General features: G+C 73.5%; 18 protein-coding genes and 1 pseudogene. 3 read left to right on the forward strand and 16 right to left on the reverse strand.

The genetic code is table 11. From position 1 onward, the window contains the following. Window positions 1-4: 4 nt before the first annotated feature. The 8 genes from O7605_RS07670 to O7605_RS07705 all read right to left on the reverse strand — a co-directional run bounded on the left by O7605_RS07670 (window position 5) and on the right by O7605_RS07705 (window position 6,704). Window positions 5-1,096 (reverse strand): hypothetical protein, encoded by a 1,092-nt coding sequence (locus tag O7605_RS07670; protein WP_269738521.1) that lies wholly within the window; start codon window positions 1,094-1,096, stop codon window positions 5-7. Between the two features lie 25 nt (window positions 1,097-1,121). Then, window positions 1,122-1,664: a hypothetical protein gene (locus O7605_RS07675; RefSeq protein ID WP_269738522.1), complete on the reverse strand. Its 543-nt coding sequence runs from the start codon at window positions 1,662-1,664 to the stop codon at window positions 1,122-1,124. A gap of 59 nt (window positions 1,665-1,723) precedes the next feature. Then, window positions 1,724-2,260: a hypothetical protein gene (locus O7605_RS07680; RefSeq protein WP_269738523.1), complete on the reverse strand. Its 537-nt coding sequence runs from the start codon at window positions 2,258-2,260 to the stop codon at window positions 1,724-1,726. 57 nt (window positions 2,261-2,317) lie between these two features. Beyond that, entirely contained in the window at window positions 2,318-3,568 is a 1,251-nt protein-coding gene (locus O7605_RS07685) for a PQQ-binding-like beta-propeller repeat protein (protein WP_269738524.1), read from the reverse strand. 109 nt (window positions 3,569-3,677) lie between these two features. Beyond that, a complete protein-coding gene (locus O7605_RS07690; RefSeq protein WP_269738525.1) occupies window positions 3,678-4,148 on the reverse strand; it encodes an SRPBCC family protein in 471 nt (156 codons plus the stop codon). Window positions 4,149-4,241: 93 nt separating this feature from the next. Continuing rightward, a complete protein-coding gene (locus O7605_RS07695) occupies window positions 4,242-4,451 on the reverse strand; it encodes a DUF397 domain-containing protein (protein WP_164448677.1) in 210 nt (69 codons plus the stop codon). A gap of 175 nt (window positions 4,452-4,626) precedes the next feature. After that, window positions 4,627-5,841 carry a fumarylacetoacetase gene (gene fahA, locus O7605_RS07700; protein WP_269738526.1) on the reverse strand — a complete coding sequence of 405 codons (1,215 nt, stop codon included), beginning with the start codon at window positions 5,839-5,841 and terminating at the stop codon, window positions 4,627-4,629. Then, window positions 5,838-6,704, reverse strand: a complete 867-nt coding sequence (locus O7605_RS07705; protein ID WP_269738527.1) for a hypothetical protein — start codon at window positions 6,702-6,704, stop codon at window positions 5,838-5,840. Before O7605_RS07705 ends, fahA begins: the two co-directional genes overlap by 4 nt. Before the next feature lie 80 nt (window positions 6,705-6,784). Here O7605_RS07705 and O7605_RS07710 point away from each other — a divergent pair, with 80 nt between their 5' ends. After that, entirely contained in the window at window positions 6,785-7,951 is a 1,167-nt protein-coding gene (locus O7605_RS07710; RefSeq protein ID WP_269738528.1) for a homogentisate 1,2-dioxygenase, read from the forward strand. Between the two features lie 686 nt (window positions 7,952-8,637). Here O7605_RS07710 and O7605_RS07715 read toward each other — a convergent pair. From O7605_RS07715 to O7605_RS07730, 4 genes and pseudogenes are all read right to left on the reverse strand, one after another. Further along, a pseudogene (locus O7605_RS07715) lies at window positions 8,638-9,252 on the reverse strand (tetratricopeptide repeat protein); the annotation flags it as partial. 10 nt (window positions 9,253-9,262) lie between these two features. After that, window positions 9,263-9,745, reverse strand: a complete 483-nt coding sequence (gene ispF / locus O7605_RS07720) for a 2-C-methyl-D-erythritol 2,4-cyclodiphosphate synthase (RefSeq protein ID WP_269738529.1) — start codon at window positions 9,743-9,745, stop codon at window positions 9,263-9,265. A 16-nt stretch (window positions 9,746-9,761) separates the two neighbouring features. Next, entirely contained in the window at window positions 9,762-10,457 is a 696-nt protein-coding gene (gene ispD / locus O7605_RS07725) for a 2-C-methyl-D-erythritol 4-phosphate cytidylyltransferase (protein WP_269738530.1), read from the reverse strand. 56 nt (window positions 10,458-10,513) lie between these two features. Next, entirely contained in the window at window positions 10,514-10,999 is a 486-nt protein-coding gene (locus O7605_RS07730) for a CarD family transcriptional regulator (RefSeq protein ID WP_007073334.1), read from the reverse strand. Between the two features lie 372 nt (window positions 11,000-11,371). Here O7605_RS07730 and O7605_RS07735 point away from each other — a divergent pair, with 372 nt between their 5' ends. Further along, window positions 11,372-12,043 (forward strand): hypothetical protein, encoded by a 672-nt coding sequence (locus O7605_RS07735; RefSeq protein ID WP_269738531.1) that lies wholly within the window; start codon window positions 11,372-11,374, stop codon window positions 12,041-12,043. Between the two features lie 32 nt (window positions 12,044-12,075). Here O7605_RS07735 and O7605_RS07740 read toward each other — a convergent pair whose 3' ends face one another. The 4 genes from O7605_RS07740 to O7605_RS07755 form a co-directional block, all read right to left on the reverse strand. After that, on the reverse strand, window positions 12,076-12,675 hold the full coding sequence (locus O7605_RS07740; protein ID WP_269738532.1) for a hypothetical protein: 600 nt from the start codon (window positions 12,673-12,675) through the stop codon (window positions 12,076-12,078). Window positions 12,676-12,701: 26 nt separating this feature from the next. After that, complete coding sequence (locus O7605_RS07745) at window positions 12,702-13,751, reverse strand: type III polyketide synthase (protein WP_269738533.1); 1,050 nt, start codon at window positions 13,749-13,751, stop codon at window positions 12,702-12,704. A gap of 92 nt (window positions 13,752-13,843) precedes the next feature. Continuing rightward, on the reverse strand, window positions 13,844-15,016 hold the full coding sequence (locus tag O7605_RS07750) for an acyl-CoA dehydrogenase family protein (RefSeq protein ID WP_269738534.1): 1,173 nt from the start codon (window positions 15,014-15,016) through the stop codon (window positions 13,844-13,846). Window positions 15,017-15,063: 47 nt separating this feature from the next. Then, a complete protein-coding gene (locus O7605_RS07755; protein WP_269738535.1) occupies window positions 15,064-15,801 on the reverse strand; it encodes a methyltransferase domain-containing protein in 738 nt (245 codons plus the stop codon). 46 nt (window positions 15,802-15,847) lie between these two features. Here O7605_RS07755 and O7605_RS07760 point away from each other — a divergent pair, with 46 nt between their 5' ends. Next, entirely contained in the window at window positions 15,848-16,687 is an 840-nt protein-coding gene (locus O7605_RS07760) for a UbiA family prenyltransferase (RefSeq protein WP_443083885.1), read from the forward strand. The last annotated feature ends 34 nt before the right edge of the window (window positions 16,688-16,721 follow it).

Genomic DNA, 16,721 nt, shown 5'->3' on the forward strand with positions numbered 1-16,721 from the left:
TCTCCTACCCCTGCGGCACCGGCTCCCGCTGGTGCGACCGCCGCCGGTAGGCGAGGCCGAACAGCAGCGCCAGCACCAGCCCGGAGGCGACAAGTCCGCCGGCCAGCACCGCGCTCGACCGGTCGGCGCTCGCCGCCGCCGGGACGGTCACGCCGCCGAAGCTGACCGTGCCGCTGGCGCTGCGCTTGGTCCAGCCGCTGGCCAGGTCGAGCTTGGCCGACCAGGGCCCGTCGGGCAGGCGGGAGTCCAGCGCGACGCGGACGGTGGTGCTGCCACCCAGGGGCAGCGTCGCGGCCTCGACCCGGACCGGATCGGTGGACAGTCCGCCCGGCCCGTCGGCGAGCCGGAGTTCGCCGGCCAGGTCGAGCGCCCGCTTGCCGGTGTTGCGCACGTCGGCGGTGACGATCGGCGTGCCGTCGGGCTCGCGCAGGCCGCTCAGCGGCCCGATCTCGAAGCCGGACGGCGGCTCCCCGCCCGGACCCACCGACAGGTAGACCCGGATGCCGGCGCGACCGACATTGCGGATCTGCTGGCCGTCCGTGCCCGAGATCTCGGCCCAGACCACCGCGTACCGCTCGCCGGCCTCGGCGGCGCGCGGCACCCGGATGGTGACCAGCGCCTCCACCTCCTCGCCGGCGGCCAGCGCCTCCTCGCCGGGCTCGACCCGGATCCAGCTGCTCAGCTCGTTCTCGGTCCGGTCCGGCGCGATGACGAAGCCCTTCTTCGTCACCGCCGCCGCGGCGGCGTAGAGCGCGACCTTGCGGTGGATCTCCGAGGAGTTCTTGACCATGATGCGCCGCTTGATCGTGGTGCCGGGCTTGACGTGGTCGACGATGTACTTGTGCGCCCGGGAGTCGTCGCGGCGGTTCACCGGTGCGTCGAGCAGGCGCACCCCGACCGACACGTCAGGGCCGCTGGGACTCGGCGAGGCACTGCCGCTCGGCTGCGGCGGCTTGGATCGGCCGTCCCGGCGATCGGCCGCCGGCAGGTCGACGACATCGGGCGGGGCCGGTTCGGCGCGCGTCACCGCCCGGGGCACCGGCACCGCCCCGGCTGCGGTCGACGCCGGCACCCCGGCCGTGACCAGGACGGTCACGGCCAGGGCTAGGGCGCTGACGCGGTCATGCCACCGAATGGGTGATCACCCCCGTGTAGGTGCCGCCGACCGCGCCACCCGGAATGGTGATCCGGATGTCCGGTGCCCAGGTCGCGGAGTTGTTGCCGGAGCCGGAGGTCTTCGAGAAGGCGACCCTCGGCACGTTCAGGACCACCGCGTCGGCCTGGGTGGGCTGGCCGGGCACGAAGGTGCCGGTACCGGTCGTCGCGATGGCACCGCCGGACCAGTACTCGACCAGGTTCGGCAGGATCGTCTCCTCCGGTGTGCCGCCGCCGGTGGTGAAGGCGGTCGTGCTCACCGTCGCCGTCCAGGTGGCGGTCAGCGCCGACCGGCTGTCGGTGACCGTGACGTTGCCGAGTTCGCCGGTGATGGTGGAGCCGGCGAAGGCGGCCCCCAGGTTCACCGCCGGTGGGACGGTGATGTCCAGGTTGGCGGTGGAGACCGTGAAGGTCACGATGGTGTCGCCGGACGGTGCGGCGGCGGCGGGTGCCGCCAGGGCCACCACGGCGGCCGCGGCGGCAGTCAGGGTAAGAAGTGGCTTCCTCATGTCGACGAAGCTAGAGCGCGCGGTCGGCACGCAGAGGGAGATTTTGGACAAATAACCCATCAGGCGACAGAGTGGGTGATCGTGCCCGTGTAGGTGCCGGCGACGATGCCGGTCGGCACGACGATCCGCAGGCTCGGGTTCCAGGCGACCCGGTTGTTGCCGTTGCCGGAGGTCTTGCGGAACGCCTCCCGGGTCACGTTCAGCGCCACCGCCTGCGCCTGGGTGAGCTGCCCGGGCACCAGCGTGCCGCCACCGGTGCTCTGCACCGCCGGCCCGGACCAGTAGAAGACCGAGGCGTTGGAGATGGTCCGCTGCGCCCCACCCCCACCGGTGGTGAAGATCGTGGCGGAGACCGTCGCCACCCAGGTGTTCGGGTTGACCGGGCCGCGGGAATCCCTCACCTCGACCCGTCCCATCGGCCCGATCAACACCCCGCCGGTGAAGGCAGTGCCGAGGTTGACCGCGGCCGGCACAGTGATGTCCACTCCCTCGGTCCTGGCCAACTGGACACTCCGCCCGGACGGGGCGGCGGCCTCCGCCGGAGCGGCGGCGACGAGGACGACGATCACGCCCACCAGGGCTGCCAAAAGACGCACGGTGAGACTATAAGTAACTTATGTCCGTTTTGTCGAGCTGATGGTTGTCGCTGTCGCTCACGTCGCGGCGACGATCAACGATTCGGCGGTGAGGTAGTACCGCTGGTCGTCGGCGTCGGGGTCCACCGGCTGGCGCAGCCGCTCCACCACCACGAAGCCGTCGGCCGCGTACGCGTCGCCTGGCACCCAGCCGGTGCCGTCGGAACCGATGTCGAGGACGAAGCCGGACAGCCGCGCACCGGTGGCCGGGTCCAGCGTGACGAGCTCGTTCGCCTCGGTCAGCACGTGCACCCGGCCGGGCTGGACCGCGATCAACCGCCCCGGGCCGACCTCGACCCGCCAGCGTTCCACGCCACCGGGCACGGCCTCGCCGACGAGCACCCCGTCGACCAGGCTCACCGCCGTCCCGTCGACCAGTTCGGTGCCCGGGCCGTCGAGCGCCGGCACCTGGACCGGATCGTCCGGGCCGAGCAACCAACCCTGGGCGGGCCCGTCGCCGGGGCGGGCGGTGCGCAGCGCGGCACAGCCGTCACCGTCCGGCCGGCAGCCGAGCAGCCCGGCGGTCAGCTCGTCACCGGCGTCCGGCGGTCGCCACCTGGCCGTCACCACGCCGGTCGCGGTGTCCCGGAACTCGACCACCGCCGGCCCGTCGCAGTCGTCCACGGTCAGCAGCCGACCACCCGAGCCGGCACCCACCGGCTCCCGGCAGCCGGAGCGCACCGCCGCCCGCCACAGCTGTCCGCCATCGGCCAGGTCGACCGCCTGGACCGCACCGTCGCCGGAGCTGACGACCACGTGACGGCCCTCGGTGGTCCGGCTCACCGCTAACCCGCTCGGCCGCCAGACCACGGCCGTGCCGGTGCGTCGGGCCACCCGCTCCGCCGCCGGCTCCGGCCCCGCCGCCCGCCAGGCGACCCGACCGGTACGCGCGTCGATCGCCACGAGTTGCCCGTCCGACCACCGGCTCACCACGGTCGTCCCGCTCGCCACCACCGCGTCCAGGCTCGCCGGCCAGCGTCGGAAGGACCAGTACGGCGTACGTCGGCTGCGGCTGTCGACCGGTTGGTCGGCGTACACCTGCCGAGGGGCGGCGTACACCCGGAGCCGACCGTCGACGATCAGCGGAGCGACCGGCAGGCGACCGGTCACCCCCGGGTCAGGCATGCTCCGCGCCGGGTAGTCGTCCCGAGCAGGGGTGCTCACCTCCGCCGGCGCCAGGACCCGGTACGCGATGACCCCGGTCGCCGCGGCGACAGCCACCGCCGCCACCGCCGCCACGACCCGCCGACGACCCGCCGCCCACCCCATGCCGCACCTCCGCACGGCACCCTACCCAGCCGCCTCCGGGCTCGCCCCCGCCCCCGAGCCGCCCCGCCCGCGCGGGTCCGGGCGTTACGGAGGCGCGCGGCGCGCCGGGTCAGGCGACGTCGGCGTGGCGGGCACTGGCTGCGGCGGCCAGGGCGGCGATGTCCTGCCGCAGCACCCGCTCCGCGGCTCGCACCGCCAACCCGCCGAGCAACAGTGCCAGCGCGCGGCCGGTAACCGCGGCCGGCTGAGCCCGCACCGTCACCGTCACGGAGGCGTAGCGACGCCCGCGACGGTGGATGTCCCGTAGCGTCCAGGTGATCCGGTAGTCGACGCCGTCACCGGCCGAGCCGAGCACCAGCCGCCGGGGCGGCTCGGCGGCCAGCACGACGTACTCCTCGGCCATCGTGCCGCCGCCCGGTCGACTGCGGATCTCCCGCCAGGACGTACCCGGGCCGAACGTACCCGGTGTCAGCAGTCGCACGGGCCGGTCACCGTACCTGGGGCGGGACAGGTCGGTGAGCACCCGCCACAGATCGGCCGCGGATGCCGCGACCACGCCGTTGACCGCAACGGTCGACATGCCACCTCCCGTGGCACCGACGGTACGCGGCGTGAGCGTGGCTCGGGGTCCCCGTACGGAGAATCCTCCGCCGGAGACCCCCTGCTGCTGGCATCAGCCGACGAACCGGCCGTCCCGGATCGCGTCGACGAACGCGGTCCAGCCCGGCGGGCTCACCACGAGCACCGGCCCGGTCTGGTCCTTCGAGTCGCGGATGCCCACCACACCGCGGACGGCGGCCAGGTTGTCGGCCACCTCCACGCAGAGACCCTGGTCGTTGGAGCGGCTGCTGGTCCGCCAGACCGCGTCCACGAGATCGTGCATCGTCGTCATCTCCCTCAGTCTCGACGTTGCGCCACCCGGGACCGGGCCGACCGGAAAAGGGGGGCACCGGCCGGCCCGGCGCGGCATGGCGACGGAATTCCGAGGCGATCAACGAAGACGGTGACGGTCCTTGATCGCACCCGCTGTGCGATCAAGGACAGCTGTCGGGTTCAGGTCAGTTCGCTGGCAGGACGGTGCCCGTGACCTCGCCCAACGTGAGGGTGGTGCCGTCCGGGCCCGGTGCGGTGGCGGTGATCGTCACCGTGTCGCCGTCGGCCAGGAAGGTGCGCTCCGTCCCGCCCACGGAGACCGGTTCGGTGCCGCCCCAGCTGAGTTCCAGGAACGAGCCGACCTGGTCGCGTCGAGGGCCGGAGACGGTACCGGAGGCGTAGAGGTCGCCGGTGCGCAGCGAGGCGCCGTTGACGGTCAGGTGCGCCAACTGCTGGGCGGGGGTCCAGTACATGTCGGCGAAGGGCGGCTCGCTGACCGGCTCCCCGTTCCAGAGCACCTTCAGCCGCAGATCCAGCCCTTGGTGCGGTTCGTCGCGCAGGTAGTCGGCCACCGGCGGGTCCTGCGTCGGGCCGGCGACGAACGCGTCCCGTAGCGCGTCCAGCGGAGTGACCCAGGCGGCGACCGAGGTGGCGAACGACTTGCCCAGGAACGGCCCAAGCGGCTGGTATTCCCACGCCTGGATGTCCCGTGCCGACCAGTCGTTGACGAGCACCACGCCGAAGACGTGGTCGGCGAAGTCGGCGGCGGCCACCCGGCGGCCGAGCGGGCTCGGCACCCCGACCACGAACCCGACCTCGGCCTCGATGTCCAGCCGCGCGGACGGGCCGAACGTCGGACCGTCCGAGCTGGGTCGCTGTCCCTGTGGACGCACCACGGGGGTGCCGGAGACCACGACCGTGCCGGCCCGGCCGTGGTAGCCGATCGGCAGATGCTTCCAGTTCGGCAGCAGCGGCGGCTGGCCGGGACGGAAGATGAGGCCGACGTTGGACGCGTGGTGTTCCGAGGAGTAGAAGTCGACGTAGTCGGCCACCTCGAAGGGCAGCTCCATCCGCACCTCGTCCACCGGCACCAGCAGCGGCTCTACCGCCGCCCGGTGCGCCGGGTCGGTCAGCAGCTCGGTGATCCGATCCCGCACCGAGGTCCACTGCGGACGACCGAGCGCCAGGAACGCGTTGAGCGTCGGAAGGCCCAGCGCGCCGCCGGCCAGCACCAGGTCCGCGGCCTCCGCGCCGGCCAGGTCCAGGACGAGATCTCCGACGCGTACGCCGATGCGCGGCTCGTCGTCGCCCACCCGGAACACCCCGTACGGCAGGTGGTGTACCCCGTACCCGGAACCCGCCGCGCCCGGCACCCAGCTCGCTGGCTGACTCTCGCTCATGCCTCGAAGCCTCCGTTCACCAGCCCGAGCCGGATCAGATCGGTAAGTGGTTCCACGATGCTGCACGAGCCGAACCCCACCCACAGCGGGCGCGCCGCGTCGTGCCGGCCGTCGACCGCCTGCACCAGCGGGCGCTCGTCGCGCACGGTGAGCAGCTCGGCGACGGCAGCGACGGTCGCGCCCTCGGCGGCGGCCAGGGTCGCGGCGAGCACGTTGCCGAACCCGTGGTGGGTGAAGCCGGTCTCCGGGTCGACGTGCCGCACCGCGTGGTGCAGCCCGGCGGTCAGCTTGAACGGCAGCTCCCGGTCCCGGCAGGCGCAGATCACGGCGGCCAGCTCGGCGGGCGTCGAGAACAGCTCGGCGGCCAGTCCGCCGGTGCGGAACTTGGCGGCGACCGACATCCCCCGGGCACGGGCGTCGGCGAGCGAGTCCAGGGCACCCATCAAACCGAAGGTGAGCGGCACCTCCGCGTAGACGGGGACGCCGTCCAGCCGCTCGGCCAGCTTCACCAGCTCGGTCAGTCCAGGTTGCGGATCCTCGCCCCGCCGCGCGACGGGCACCTCGACCTGTCGGGCCGTCACCCCGAGCGGGGGCAGCAACGACAGCGCGAACGGCAGTCGGTCGAGACCGGTGTCACCGATCAGCCCGACGGCGAAGCCCTCCCCGGGGTCGACCAGACCGCTCAGCTCGCCCGCCGTGATCGCCGAGGCGGGCAGCAGCAGCGGGCCGACCAGGTCGGCGTACCACGCGGCACGGTGCCGCCGGTGCGCCGCCACGGCGTCGGGCAGCGGCGCGCTGCCCGGCGGGAAGACGGCGGCGTCGTCGACCAGGCCGGCGACAAGAGTGGGCAGCTGCGTTGACACGAGACAACAATGTACGGGACGCTTCAAGAAGCGGACAACAGCGTCCGATTATCGGACGGACAGCGGACCGGGAGGGCGAGATGCCGTACTACCGCAGCGTCGGCGAGCTGCCACGCAAGCGCCACACCCAGTTCCGGCAGCCGGACGGCAGCCTCTACACCGAGGAGCTGATGGGGCAGGAGGGCTTCTCCTCCGACTCGTCCCTGCTCTACCACCGGTACGCCCCGACCGCGATCGTCGCCGCCGAGGAGTTCACCCCGCCGGCCGTGACGCGGATGCCGAACCTGCCGCTCAAGCCCCGGCACCTGCGGACCCACAAGCTCGACGGAACCGGCGCGGACCCGGTCCTCGGCCGGCGGTACCTGCTCGCCAACGACGACGTGCGGATCGCCTACGTCCTGGCCGACCGTCCCTCGCCACTATTCCGCGACGCCACCGGCGACCATTGCCTCTACGTCGAGGCCGGCACCCTGCGGGTCGAGTCCACGTTCGGCGTGCTCGACGCGGTGGCCGGCGACTACGTGATCATCCCGACCTCGACGGTGCACCGGCTGGTGCCCACCGGTGACACCCCCACCCGCCTGCTCGCCGTGGAGGCGTCCGGGCACATCGGCCCACCCAAGCGCTACCTCTCCGTACGCGGTCAGTTCCTGGAACACTCGCCGTACTGCGAGCGCGACGTCCGGGGGCCGGACACCCCGCTGCTGGTCGACGGCACCGACGTGGAGGTGCTGGTGCGCCACCGGCGCGGGTGGACGCGACATGTCTACGCCAACCACCCGTTCGATGTGGTCGGGTGGGACGGGCACCTCTACCCGTGGGCGTTCTCCATCCACGACTTCGAGCCGATCACCGGCCGGATCCACCAGCCGCCGCCGGTGCACCAGACCTTCGCCGGCCCGAACTTCGTGATCTGCTCGTTCGTGCCCCGCAAGGTCGACTACCACCCGGACGCCATCCCGGTGCCGTACCACCACCACAACGTCGACTCCGACGAGATGCTCTTCTACACCGGAGGCAACTACGAGGCGCGGCGCGGCTCCGGCATCGAGCAGGGCTCCATCTCGCTGCACCCGTCCGGCTTCACCCACGGACCGCAGCCCGGCGCGGCGGAACGCGCCATCGGCGTGGACTTCTTCGACGAGCTGGCGGTCATGGTCGACACCTTCCGCCCGCTCGACCTCTGCGACGCCGCGACGGAGTGCGAGGACGACGGGTACGCCTGGACCTGGACCCGCCGCCCCTGAGGTGGTCAGGCCACCGGCCGGCCGATGATCGCCAACCGGGCGGCGGTGGCGATGGCGATGGCCAGGACCAGCGGCCACGGGCTGCCGGTCAGGGCGTAGAGCAGGATCAGCACCGGTGCCGCTGCGGCGGCGTACACGACCAGGACGAGCGGACGGTCGGTGCGCCGCAGCACGGGCAGCACGGTCCGGGTCAGTCCGGGCAGCCGGGACGCCTGCTGCCAGAGCACGACGCCGCCGCCAGCGGCCGCCACCACCGCCAGCAGCCGGGAGAATCCGGAGCCGGTCGCGGTCGAACAGGCGACCACGGTGGCGGCGACCGCCGACCAACCGGCGCCCCAGAGCACGAACTGCCGCAGTGCCGCCGGCACCGGCCGGCGTGCCACGACCGGCCCGGTGCCGAGGTGATCCGGCCCGCCCGGCCCGGCTTCGCCACGCCCCCACTCCGGGTCTGCGGCACGGCCGGTCACCGGCCCGCCGGTGGGTACGTCTGCGCCCGGCACCGGCGGGCTCGGGCGGTCCTCCGGTCCGGCGGGACGGCTGGCGTCGACGTCGCCAGCAGCCGAACGCCCCGGCTCGTCCGGGTCACGTCCGGGCCGGTCCGGATCGTCGCCGGCCGCGTCCGGCCGGGTCGATTCGTCCGGCACCTCGTCGGCGCGGCGCGGATCGGTCGGCGGCAGGTTCGCCACCGCCGCTTCGGCAAGTCGCTCCAGCGCGGCGCTCCACCGGCGTTGTTCCAGCCGCAGTACCCCGACGTCGTCGGCCGTCTCCGCCAGGCGCGGGTCCAGCCGGAGCGCCTCCCGGTAGGCCCGCTCCGCCAAGTCGTACATTCGCATGTTGGCCGCGACCAACCCCAGCACCAGGTGGCCCTGCGGTTCCTCGGGGGCCAGCTCCACCGCGCGCCAGGCCGCGTTCAACGCCGGCTGGCCGTTGCGCGAGCCGGCCAGGATCGCCGCCGCGCTGCGCTGGGCGTACGCGTCCTGCGGACCCAGAGCCAGGATCTCGTCTGCCGTGCGGGCGGCCTCGGCGTACCGTTCGAGATCGCCGAGGGCCAGCCCACGGGCGACGAGCGGGGGCACCTGGCCCGGCGCGGCGGCCACCGCGGCCTCGGCGGCGGCGAGCGCCTCGGTCGGCCGGCCGGCCGCCAGGTGCACCCGGGCCAACATGGTCGACACCTCGGCGGCGGCCGGGTCGAGCGCCAGCGCGAAGCCGAGTTCTGCCGCGGCCTCGTCGTAGCGGCCCAGCTCGGCCAGGAGCGTGGCACGTTCGAGGTAGCCGTCGGCGGCGGGCGGGTCGGCGGACATCGCGGCGAGCCTAGGCGCTCGGCTGCTCGTACACCAGGGCGACCGCGATCCCGGCGAGTCCCTCACCGCGCCCGGTGAAGCCCAGGCCGTCGGTGGTGGCGGCGGAGACCGTGACCGGCGCGCCGACCGCCTCCGACAGCACCCGCTGGGCCTCGTCCCGACGTGGGCCGATCTTCGGACGGACCCCCACCACCTGCACGGACACGTTGCCGATGGCGAAGCCGGCGGAGCGTACCCGGCGGGCCGTCTCGGTGAGCAGGGCCACCCCGCTGACCCCGGCCCACTCGGGCTGCCCGACGCCGAAGTTGGTGCCGAGATCACCCAGGCCGGCGGCGGATAGCAGGGCGTTGCAGGCGGCGTGGGCGGCCACGTCGGCGTCCGAGTGCCCGGCCAGGCCGTCCTGCCCCGGCCAGTGCAGACCGGCCACCCAGCAGGGCCGACCGGCCTCGAAGGCGTGCACGTCGGTCCCGATGGCCACCCGAGGAACGATCATGAGCCGAGGGTACGCGCTACCGCCCGGTCGCCAGCAGGTGCTCGGCCAGCGCCAGGTCGAACGGTCTGGTGATCTTCAGAGCGTGCTCCGAACCGGGCACGCAGTGCACCGCCACGCCCTGCTTCTCCACCAGCCCCGCGTCGTCGGTGAGGGCGTCGCCGGCGGCGGCGTGAGCGGCGGTCAGCACCGCCCGGCGGAATCCCTGGGGAGTCTGCACGGCGCGTAACGCGGCCCGGTCGACGGTGCCGAGCACCATCTCGTCCGCGTCGACCTCCTTGATCGTGTCGACGACCGGCAGCACCGGGATCACCGCGTGGTGGCCCGCCCGGACCGCCGCGGCCACCGACTCCACGAGTGCGGGCGGGGTGAGCGCTCGGGCCGCGTCGTGCACCAGGACGATCTCGGGACCGGCGGGTACCGCCGCGAGCGCGGCAGCCACCGAGGCCTGCCGTTCCGCGCCACCGGGCACCACGGTCACCGGCGCGACCGGTGCGAGCAGCTCACGCACGGCCGCCACCTCCGCCGCCGGCGCGGCCACCACGATGCTGTGCACCGAGGGGGCTTCGGACAACCGACGGACCGCGTGCACCAGCAGCGGCTCACCGGCCAGCAACCGAAGGGCCTTCGGTCGACCGGGCCCGAGGCGTACGCCGGCACCGGCCGCAGGCACGAGGACCGCGACGTCACCGCACGGGTTGAGCTGCGCGGTCACGTCGCGGTCCTCGACGGTTTGTTCGCTACGAATCGGGTACGACGATGCGGTGCGGACTAGGCCTCCGTCAACACCTTGTCGAGCAACGTCTCCGCCTCGTCCTTGGTGCTCTTCTCGGCCAGCGCGACCTCGCCGACCAGAATGTCGCGGGCCTTGGCGAGCATGCGCTTCTCACCCGCGGACAGCCCTCGCTCCCGCTCGCGACGCCACAGGTCGCGGACGACCTCGGCGACCTTCAGCGGGTTGCCGGAGGCCAGCTTCTCCAGATTCGCCTTGTAACGCCGCGACCAGTTGGTCGGCTCCTCGGTGTGTGGAGCCCGGAGAACGTCGAAGACCTTGCCGAGGCCCTCTTCGCCAACCACCTCGCGCACACCCACGATCTCGGCGTTCTCGGCCGGTACCCGGACCGTCAGGTCACCCTGCGCGACCCTCAGGACGAGGTACTGCTTGGGCTCGCCCTTGATGACCCGAGTCTCGATTGCCTCGATGAGTGCGGCCCCGTGGTGGGGGTAAACAACGGTCTCGCCGACACTGAAAACCATAGGTTCGAAACCCCTTTCGCTGTGTCTAGGGTAACACGCTCAGGCACCGATGTCTCACCGCTGTCCTGACCGTTGGCGCAGCTCAGGGGCCCTGTGAGAGGTATTTCTTCGGCTTGACAGACCATCCAGACGATGATTCGAACACGTTGCGTAACCTTGGGATGACCCCCGGACACCGCCGTCGTCGACGTGGAGATCCGGGAGAACAAGCGCCGAGGCGCGGCAACACACCCGCTGGAGATCAAGGGCTACGCACCCGTTCCATGGTATCCCGCCGCAGCCGGACGCGGGCAGCGGTAGCGGTACCCGGCCCGGTGCGGGACGCTTGAGGGGTGCCGCGTCCGCGCACCCACGAGGTTCCAGGGGGTCGTAATGGGCAAGGCTGACGCCGATGGTCCCGGGCTGCCCGACCTGCCGCCGGAGTGGGGCCGGGTGGTCATCCCGGACGACCTGGCCGCACTGGCCGACGAGGCCGAACAGGTCCGTCGCGAGCTGCGGCGGGCGGCTGCGGACCGCCGCCGCTGGCGTCCGCCCACCGGCCCGGTGCTGGTGCTGATCGTCGCCGTCCTGACCACCCTCGCCGGCCTGGCCGCAGTCACCTGGCCCCGGGCCGGCCGGACCGGGGCGGCCACCGGGACCCCCGACCCGGCACCGGCGCAGCTGACCGGACGCCAACTGCCCGCGCTCGACCTGGTCGACGGCGGGCAGTCACCGGTGCCGCTACGCGGGCTGCTGCCGGTCGTGGTGCTGCTGGTGGACGGCTGTGCCTGTCCGGAGCAGGTGACCGACGCGGCGAGCGCGGTGCCGCCGGGGGTGAACGTGGTCACCGTGGCGGGCGCCCGGCCACGGGCGGCACCGCCGGGGACATCGGTGCGGGCACTCGCCGACCCGGCCGGCGGCCTCCGCGCGTTCCTGCACCTGCCGGCCGGCCAGCTCGGCGTGACGGCCGTGCTCGCCGACCGTTCCGGCCGGATCACCCTGGTGGTACCCGAGGTCACCTCGGTCGCCGACCACCACGCCGAACTGTCCCGACTGGCCGATTGATCCCGCCCTGCGCCCAGGCCCGCCGGGACTGATCAGGTCAGGACGACCAGCCGGGCCTCGATCTGGACCGGCTGCGACCCGGCCGGCGAGAACGACAACCGGGCCGCCGCGCCGGTGCCGGTGAGTTCCATCAGGACCTGCCCACCGTCGCAGCCCACCGTCATCGGGGCCGCTGACCGGGCCCCGCTGACGGCCACCAGCAGCTCACCCGGGCCGGTGCAGCGCAGCCACAGCAGGTGCCGCTCGCCGCGCTCCAGCCGGGTCTGCCGCACCACCGCGCCGCCTGGGCTGAGCCGTGCCGACTCGGTCCAGACCGCTTCGGTCGCGCCCCGCCAGCCGTCCGCGACGGCGGAACTCGTGACGGTGCCGTCCACCGGTGGGCCGTCCGTGCCGACCACCGCGCCGGTACGCGGGTCGACCAGGACCGAGGAGGTCGGCTCGGGCACCACGGCGCCGGTGACCGGGTTCTCCCGCCAGTACGTGGCGGACGACGACCCGCCCGGCACGACACCCGTGTCGCTTCGCGCCTGCGGTGCCTGCACCTGCCACCACCAGCCGCCGAGGGTCAGCACCCCCACCCCGACGGCGGCCAGCAGGGCTCCGCGCAGCTGATGGATGGCATCGACGTCCATCCTTGGAGAGTAACTCTGTCGACTGGTCAGGCGTGCCGTTCCAGCAGGGCGGCGTAGAGGGTCAGGCCAGGCCCGAAGGCCAGCATCACCACGCGGCGCGGTGCCGGTGCCGACCGGAACAGGCGGTCGAGGATCAACAGCACCGTCGGCGAGGAACAGTTGCCGTGCTCGTCGAGCGTCTCCCGGGACGCCGCCAACGCCGCCGGTGCCAGCCCCAGCTCCCGCTCCACCACGTTCAGGATGCGCGGGCCGCCCGGGTGCACCGCCCAACCGTCCACCTCCGACCGGTGGGTGCCGTGCCGGGCCAGCACCTCGTCGACCAGCCCCCGGACGTGCGCCGACAGCACCTGCGGCACCTTCGGTGACAGCCCCATCCGGAAACCGGTGTCGGTCACCTCCCAGGTCATGTGGTCGGCGGTGGACGTGTCGGTCACCGAGGCGACCTCACGTACGGCGTACCCCCGCCCGCCGGGCACGACCACCGCGGCGACCGCGGCGTCGGAGAAGAGCGCGTGGGAGATGATCTGCTGAGTGTCCATCCGGGCCGAGGAGGGCTGCAGGTGCAGGCTGGTCAACTCGGCGCAGAGCAGCAGTGCGGGACGGCCCCGGGCGGTGACGAAGTCGCCCACCGCACCCAACCCCGGCAGCGCCGCGTAGCAGCCCATGTGACCGACGAACATCCGCTGGGTCGTCGCGGCCATGCCCAGATCCCGGGCGAGCAGGATGTCCAGCCCGGGGGTGGCGTACCCGGTGCACGAGCACACGACGAAGAGACCGACGTCCCGGGCATCCAGTCCGGCGGCAGTCAACGCCCGGCCGACCGCCTCCTTGCCCAGCGGTAACGCCTCGACCTGGTAACGGAGCATCCGTCGCTCGGTCGGCCAGTCGGAGACGTCCTCAAGCAGCGGGTTGACCGCCGCCTGCCGCCGGGTCACCCCGGAATGCGCGAAGATCCGCTCCGCCAGGGCGCGGGTGGAGCCGGAGAAGTGCCGGGAGAAGAACTTCTCCCACAACTCCCGCTGGTCGGCCGAGGGCGGATGGGCCGTGCCCAGGCCCGCGATAACCGGTACGGACACGGTCCCACCTTCCTCTCGCACGCTCACATCTCACGCCCGCCGACCCCGCGCCGATCCACGACCGCCAGGCCCGCGAGCTGATTCCCTCACGCTCACCAACGAGGACTCGATCCGTCCCGGTCCGGGTCACCACCGAGCGCGGCGATGCCGAGCCAGTCGGCACAGACGTCGGAGGTCGCCGGGTGCAGCGACCCGCAGCGGGCGTCGCGGTACAGGCGTTCCAGCGGATGACCCCGTCGGGTGGCGGAAGTGCCGGCCGCCTCCAGCATGGACGCGGCCACCTCCGCCGCGGTGGTGCCGGCCAGCAGCTTGGCCCGCCACACCCACCGGTTGGTCTCCTCGTCACCCGGTGCCTCGTCCACCCGTCGGGCCGCCTCGGCGACCACCAGCTCCGCCGCCGCCACAGCGGCGTCGGCACGACCGAGCCGGGCGCGTACCGCCGGCAGCCCGGCGAGGTTGCGGGTGTTGAGGTGTTCCGCCGCCGCGTCGATCGCCGCCCGGGCCACCCCCACGTAGACGGCCGCATAGCTGGCCACCAGCCAGTGCGGCATGAGCTGGGCCACCACCAGGGCCAGCCCCTCCACCCCGCCGAGCAGCCGGTCGGTCCCGACGGTCACGTCGAGGTGCAGGTCGTGCGAGGCGGTGGCGCGCATGCCGAGAGCGTCCCAGGTCGACTCGACGGTGAGCCCCGCTCCGGCCGGAACCAGGAACTGCGAGACCACCGAGGGGTCGGCGGCGCTACGGGCCGCCACCAGGTAGCCGTCGGCGTGGCCGGCACCGGAGCAGAAGGTCTTGCTGCCCTTGATCCGCCAGCCGCCGTCGACCGGTTCGTAGACCGTGGCGAGCTGGGACAGCCGGGCACCCGCGCCCCGCTCGCTCATCGCGACCGCGTACCACGCCCCGTCGGCCGCCGCCCGTAACAGGCGGTCACGGGCGGCCAGCGCCTCCGCCGGTACGCCGAGCGCCTCGGCCAGTTCCTCGGTGACCGCGCCGAGCGCACCGGTCACCGAGGCGTGCATGTTGAACACCAGGGCGGTGGCACCGTTGCCGCGGGCCAACTCGGTGGCCACCGCCGCGTACCCGGCGAAGGTGGCACCGGCGCCACCCAGCTCGGCCGGGACCATCAGACCGAACAGCCCCGCCTCGCGCAGGTCGGCGAAGTCGTCCACCGGAAACGAGCCGTCCCGGTCGTGCGTGGTGGCGCGCGCCGCCAGCCGGGGCGCCAGTCGCCGGGCCGCCGCCGACGCTCCACTGCGCTCGGTCATGGATGGAACCCCCTCTTCGGCCATTGCCATACCCTCACCTGGATCAGCTATCCGTCGCGCACCCCGTGACCCTGGTAGAGCACCGCCCTCGACCCGGTCGACACGATGCGTGGTGCCTGACCGGCCGGGGTCGCCGCGCCCGTCACCTGCCGCAGCAGCCACCGCAGCAGCCCGGGCACCCCGGGCCGGACACCACGGATCCGCAGGTCGACGCCGTGCCGGGCACACTCGGCGACCAACTCTCGGTCGTCGACGAACAGCCGAGGGTCGTGGATGCCGCGCGGCACGGTGGGCAGTCGCTCGGCGATGCGGACCGCGACCAGCCGGGCCAGCGCGGTGTCGTTGAGGGTGTCCAGCACCAGCAGACCACCGGGGCGCAGCAGGCGACACGCCTCGGCCACCGCCGCCCGCCAGTCCGGGACGTGCTCCAGCAGCTCTCCGGCGGCGACCACGTCGGCACAGCCGTCCACCAGCGGTACCGCCGTGGCGTCGCCGTTCACCACCGTCACGCCGTGCGCGGCCGCCTGGGCCAGCGCCGAGCGGGTCAGGTCCACCCCCACATGCCGGTAGCCCTTGCCGGCCAGGTGTGGGGCGAGCAGCCCGGCCCCGCAGCCGAGATCGACCAGGACCGCGCCGGGTCGCGCCGCCGGGGGCACCAGCGCGGCCCGCGCCCGGGCCAGCCAGTGCAGCATGGCGAACACCCCGTCCGGCCGCCACCATTCGTCCGCCAGGTCGTCGTACTGGCGCGGATCGTTGCGGGGCAGCACGAGGCCGGCGTCACGCATGGCAACGAGCGTGGCACGACTCCCCGGTAACGACCAGACTTCCGTTATGTCGTCGACGGTGTTAGGGCTGGTCAGAGCGAGCCATCCGGAGCCGACCGCGGCGGTCACCACAGTGGCCGGTCTGCTCGCCGTCGGTGTCGGGCATCCACCCGGCGGCGTCGTCGCGGTGGTGCTCACCGTGGCGGCCAGCCAGTTCACCGTGGGCTGGACCAACGACCTGCTCGACGCCGACCGCGACACGATGGTCGGGCGTGCCGACAAACCGTTGGCCGCCGGCGCGCTCGGTCGGCGTACCGTCGCGGTGGCCGCCGCCGTGGCCGCCGCCGCGACCGTGGCACTGGCCCTGACCACGAACCCGGCGGCGGCGCTCTGCGCCATCGTCGCTTTGGTCTCGGCGCTGCTCTACGACTGGCCGCTGAAGTCCACCCCGATCTCGGTGCTGCCGTACTCGGTCTCCTTCGGTGCGCTGCCCGCCTTCGTGGTGCTGGCCCTGCCCGGCGCTCCGCCACCCCCCGCCTGGCTGGTCGTCGCGGCGGCCCTGCTCGGCGCGGGTGCCCACTTCGCGAACGTGCTGCCCGACTTCGCCGACGACGCCCGGACCGGGGTACGTGGGCTGCCGCACCGGCTCGGCGCGGCGGGCAGCCGGGCGGCCGCTGTCGGGCTGCTGATCGCGGCGACCGTCACGCTCGTGCTCGGGCCGCCCGGACCGCCGACCGGCGTGGGTCTCACGGCGGTCGCCGCCACCGTCGTGATCTTCATCGTGGCCTGGTACGCGGGCCGCACCGGCGAGCACGCCGGAGCCCGGCCGGTGGCTGCCTTCCGCGCGGTGCTGCTGGTCGCCCTGATCGACGTCGTCCTGCTGGTCACGAACGGTCGGTTGGTCTGAGTTCCACCCCGACGGCTGGCCGCACCGGGTCGGC

Origin of the sequence: Verrucosispora sp. WMMA2121 (assembly GCF_027460185.1) — a bacterium.
Classification (GTDB): Bacteria; Actinomycetota; Actinomycetes; order Mycobacteriales; family Micromonosporaceae; genus Micromonospora; species Micromonospora palythoicola.

Bases quoted from the DNA above. Each gene is read 5' to 3' on its own strand.
- O7605_RS07675 (WP_269738522.1), bottom strand. From the start codon at position 1,664: ATGAGGAAGCCACTTCTTACCCTGACTGCCGCCGCGGCCGCCGTGGTG.
- O7605_RS07685 (WP_269738524.1), bottom strand. From the start codon at position 3,568: ATGGGGTGGGCGGCGGGTCGTCGGCGGGTCGTGGCGGCGGTGGCGGCG.
- O7605_RS07690 (WP_269738525.1), bottom strand. From the start codon at position 4,148: ATGTCGACCGTTGCGGTCAACGGCGTGGTCGCGGCATCCGCGGCCGAT.
- O7605_RS07695 (WP_164448677.1), bottom strand. From the start codon at position 4,451: ATGCACGATCTCGTGGACGCGGTCTGGCGGACCAGCAGCCGCTCCAAC.
- fahA (WP_269738526.1), bottom strand. From the start codon at position 5,841: ATGAGCGAGAGTCAGCCAGCGAGCTGGGTGCCGGGCGCGGCGGGTTCC.
- O7605_RS07710 (WP_269738528.1), top strand. From the start codon at position 6,785: ATGCCGTACTACCGCAGCGTCGGCGAGCTGCCACGCAAGCGCCACACC.
- ispF (WP_269738529.1), bottom strand. From the start codon at position 9,745: ATGATCGTTCCTCGGGTGGCCATCGGGACCGACGTGCACGCCTTCGAG.
- O7605_RS07730 (WP_007073334.1), bottom strand. From the start codon at position 10,999: ATGGTTTTCAGTGTCGGCGAGACCGTTGTTTACCCCCACCACGGGGCC.
- O7605_RS07735 (WP_269738531.1), top strand. From the start codon at position 11,372: ATGGGCAAGGCTGACGCCGATGGTCCCGGGCTGCCCGACCTGCCGCCG.
- O7605_RS07740 (WP_269738532.1), bottom strand. From the start codon at position 12,675: ATGGACGTCGATGCCATCCATCAGCTGCGCGGAGCCCTGCTGGCCGCC.
- O7605_RS07750 (WP_269738534.1), bottom strand. From the start codon at position 15,016: ATGACCGAGCGCAGTGGAGCGTCGGCGGCGGCCCGGCGACTGGCGCCC.
- O7605_RS07755 (WP_269738535.1), bottom strand. From the start codon at position 15,801: ATGCGTGACGCCGGCCTCGTGCTGCCCCGCAACGATCCGCGCCAGTAC.
- O7605_RS07760 (WP_443083885.1), top strand. From the start codon at position 15,848: ATGTCGTCGACGGTGTTAGGGCTGGTCAGAGCGAGCCATCCGGAGCCG.